This window comes from Alcanivorax sp. HI0044 (assembly GCF_001634945.1).
Genome location: NZ_LWEZ01001248.1, coordinates 1 through 3,231, shown reverse-complemented (window position 1 = coordinate 3,231; position 3,231 = coordinate 1). Strand labels below are relative to the sequence as shown.

At 59.0% G+C, this 3,231-nt stretch carries 3 protein-coding genes and 1 pseudogene; 2 read left to right on the top strand and 2 right to left on the bottom strand.

The annotated features are described in order from the left end of the window. A partial coding sequence (locus A3730_RS17780) for a DNA polymerase IV (protein WP_063538591.1) occupies positions 1-738 on the top strand: 738 nt, incomplete at its 5' end. Positions 739-968: 230 nt separating this feature from the next. Here A3730_RS17780 and A3730_RS17775 read toward each other — a convergent pair. Next, positions 969-1,184 (bottom strand): hypothetical protein, encoded by a 216-nt coding sequence (locus A3730_RS17775; protein ID WP_007151335.1) that lies wholly within the window; start codon positions 1,182-1,184, stop codon positions 969-971. 416 nt (positions 1,185-1,600) lie between these two features. Between A3730_RS17775 and ppnN the strand changes: the two genes are divergently transcribed. After that, positions 1,601-2,968: a nucleotide 5'-monophosphate nucleosidase PpnN gene (ppnN, locus tag A3730_RS17770; RefSeq protein WP_063521283.1), complete on the top strand. Its 1,368-nt coding sequence runs from the start codon at positions 1,601-1,603 to the stop codon at positions 2,966-2,968. 59 nt (positions 2,969-3,027) lie between these two features. Here the strand turns inward: ppnN and A3730_RS17765 are convergent. Further along, positions 3,028-3,231 (bottom strand): annotated as a pseudogene (locus A3730_RS17765) (IS110 family transposase); the annotation flags it as partial.

The window sequence follows — 3,231 nt, the reverse complement described above, 5'->3', positions numbered from 1 at the left end:
GCCACCCGCATTGCCCAGGCATTGCGCCAGGACGTTCGCCGGGAGGTGGCTATTACCGTGTCCGCAGGCGTCGCCCCCAACAAATTTCTGGCCAAGGTCGCCAGCGACTGGCGCAAGCCCGACGGGCTATTTGTGATTCCCCCGGCCCGGGTCGAGGAATTTGTGGCCGCCCTGCCGGTGAACAAGATTTCCGGGGTGGGCCGGGTCACTGGCGAGCGCATGGCCGGCCTGAACCTGAAAACCTGTGGCGACCTGCAACAGCTAAGCCGGCTGGAGCTGGGCCAGCACTTTGGCAGTTTTGGCGAGCGGCTTTATCACCTGTGCCGCGGTGAAGACAGCCGTCCGATCCAGACCGGCCGACGACGTAAATCCGTTTCGGTGGAACGCACCTACGACAAGGACCAGCTCACCCTGACGGACTGGCTCCGGGAGCTGGAGGGGCTGATTGAAAAGCTGAAGGAACGGTTTGCCAAACTGGATCAGCACTACCTGATCAGTGGATTGACCGCCAAGGTGAAGTATCAGGATTTTGTCAGCATGAGTTGTGACAAGGCCGGCAACGACCTGGATGCCGCCCACTTTGAGGCCCTGTTCCGCCAGCTTTGGGAGCGACGCGAAGGCCCCGCCCGGTTACTGGGCATCGGTGCCCGGCTGCGCGATTTGAAAGCGCCCCAGCAACCGGACCTGTTCCCGGAAGAAAGGGACAAGGCCCTGCATAGCCAGCGAAACCGGATGTGACAGGAGGCGTGGCATGCTGCACGCCACACGCTTCAACGCGGTGACAGGCCGGGGGCAACCGGCAAGCAGTTTGTCTCGCACTGAAGCCTTATGGACGCGTAGCACGTAGGTCAGATTAGCCTGAAAGGCGTAATCCGACATTTCGCTGGTGGCCCACGGCGATTCGCGTTCTTTGTTAGCGCCAAAGAGAGAGCCCAGTTGGCGCCTGTTGCGTGCAGCGTGTGGCGTTCCTAGTGCAACCGCTGACAAACCCGGTCGTGCAGATGCGCCGGAATCAGCCCATCCATCAATTCCCGGCCACGGCGTTGCACCGGCTCCATTTGTGCATCCAGGTAGGCATCCAGCGTCGCCACACAATCGGCGCAACGGGTAACGGTGGCCGAATCCGGATGTTCGGATGCCGCTTTCACAGCCTGTTCCAGTTGATTCAAATACTTGAGCAACATGCTTTGCTCCTGAGTCTCACTCTCTACTGAGGCCTGTTCAGCGGCCCCGAAACTGATCAAGTCTGGCCGATAATGGCGACAACCTCATGACAATGCGTTGCCCCATATCAACATAACAGGCGACCAAGCCTGTATCGGGAAGTCCTGCACGAAGAATGCCTGTGAACATACCCGCCTTGATGTTAAATCGGACGCACGTGCCGGCCCGTCGTTCCCCGATGAAATGTAAAAACACCTGTCCGCCGACGGGCGGGCTTCCGGCTTGAAAGCAGCCCCCTCACCCCCCAACACTCCTTTCTCACCCGGACTACGGTACTCTCTTTCATTCTTGCTCTGGTACTTTCTCTGAAAGCGATGACAGAACAAGCTCAATACCGGTATTAAACCGACCTGCTTATTTGCGACGGACCGACCTTATGACCGAAACGGTATCGACCATTGTGGCGCCGGAAGGCAGCCTGGAAGTACTCAGCCAGCATGAAGTGGAACGCCTGCGCGACACCTCTGGCAGCGGCCTGCATGACCTATTGCGCCGCTGCGCCCTGGCGGTGCTGAACTGCGGTACTCCCACCGATGACAGCCGTGAGGTGCTGGAAACCTACCACGACTTCGAAATCGAAGTGATCCAGGAAGACCGCGGGCTGCGCCTAAAACTGGACAACGCCCCCGCCGGCGCGTTTGTAGACGGGCGCATGATTCGCGGTATCCGCGAGCACCTGTCTGCAGTATTGCGCGATATCGTCTACGTGGCCAACGAGATCCAGAACAACGACCGTTTCGACCTGAACAACAGCGAAGGCATTACCAACGCGGTATTCCATATTCTGCGCAACGCCGGGGTCCTGAAAGCCGGAGCGTCACCAAACATGGTGGTTTGCTGGGGCGGGCACAGCATCTCCCGCCACGAATACGACTACAGCAAAAGCGTGGGCTACCAACTGGGCCTGCGTCACAAGGATATCTGCACCGGCTGCGGCCCCGGGGCCATGAAAGGCCCCATGAAAGGCGCCCATGTGGCCCATGCCAAACAACGGGAAAAAGAAGGTCGCTATCTGGGGATTTCCGAGCCGGGCATTATTGCTGCGGAAGCGCCCAACCCCATCGTCAACGAACTGGTGATCATGCCAGATATCGAAAAACGCCTGGAAGCGTTCCTGCGCCTGGCCCACGGTATTATCGTGTTTCCCGGCGGGGTAGGCACCACCGAAGAAATTCTCTATTTGCTTGGCGTACTGCTGCACCCGGACAACGCGGACATTCCCCTGCCCATGGTGCTCACCGGCCCCGCCAGCAGCGCCGATTACTTCCGTCAGGTGGATGCATTTATTCGCTATACCCTGGGTGACAAGGCAGCCGAACGCTACCAGATCATTATCGACGACCCGGAAGCCGTCGCCCTGGCCATGTGCCACGGCATTGACCGCCTGACCCTGTTCCGTCGGGATAATGATGATGCCTTTTACTTCAACTGGCGCCTCAATGTACCGCTGGAATTTCAACACCCTTTCCTGCCCACCCACGAGGCCATGGCCGCGCTGAATCTGAATACGAATCAACCGGTCCACGAACTGGCCGCCAACCTGCGCCGGGCCTTCTCGGGCATTGTCGCCGGTAACGTGAAAGAGCACGGCATCCACGCCATCGAACAACACGGCCCCTACAAGCTGCACGCCCCCAACGCCCTGATGAAGCATCTGGACGAGCTGCTGAAGGCATTTGTGGAACAGCAACGCATGAAACTGCCGGGCAGCCATTACGAGCCGTGTTATGAGTTGGTGGGGTAACAGATAACGGCTAATAACGAGCCACACTGTAGGAGATTCTATGTTGTCCACCCCAGTCTTCATGAGGCAGGGGCCGGCTGATAGTCGGTGCCATTTTTCATAAGCGCGAAGGCGATACGAACCAGTTTGCGCGCCAGGATGACTAACGCTTGGGTAGTTGCCAGCCCTCGATCCAGATAAGCCTGATAGACCCCTGCCCAACGCTTGCTCCGGCGAGCGGCCATGGCCGCGCAGTAAAGCAGCCTGCGAGCTTCTGAGTCCCC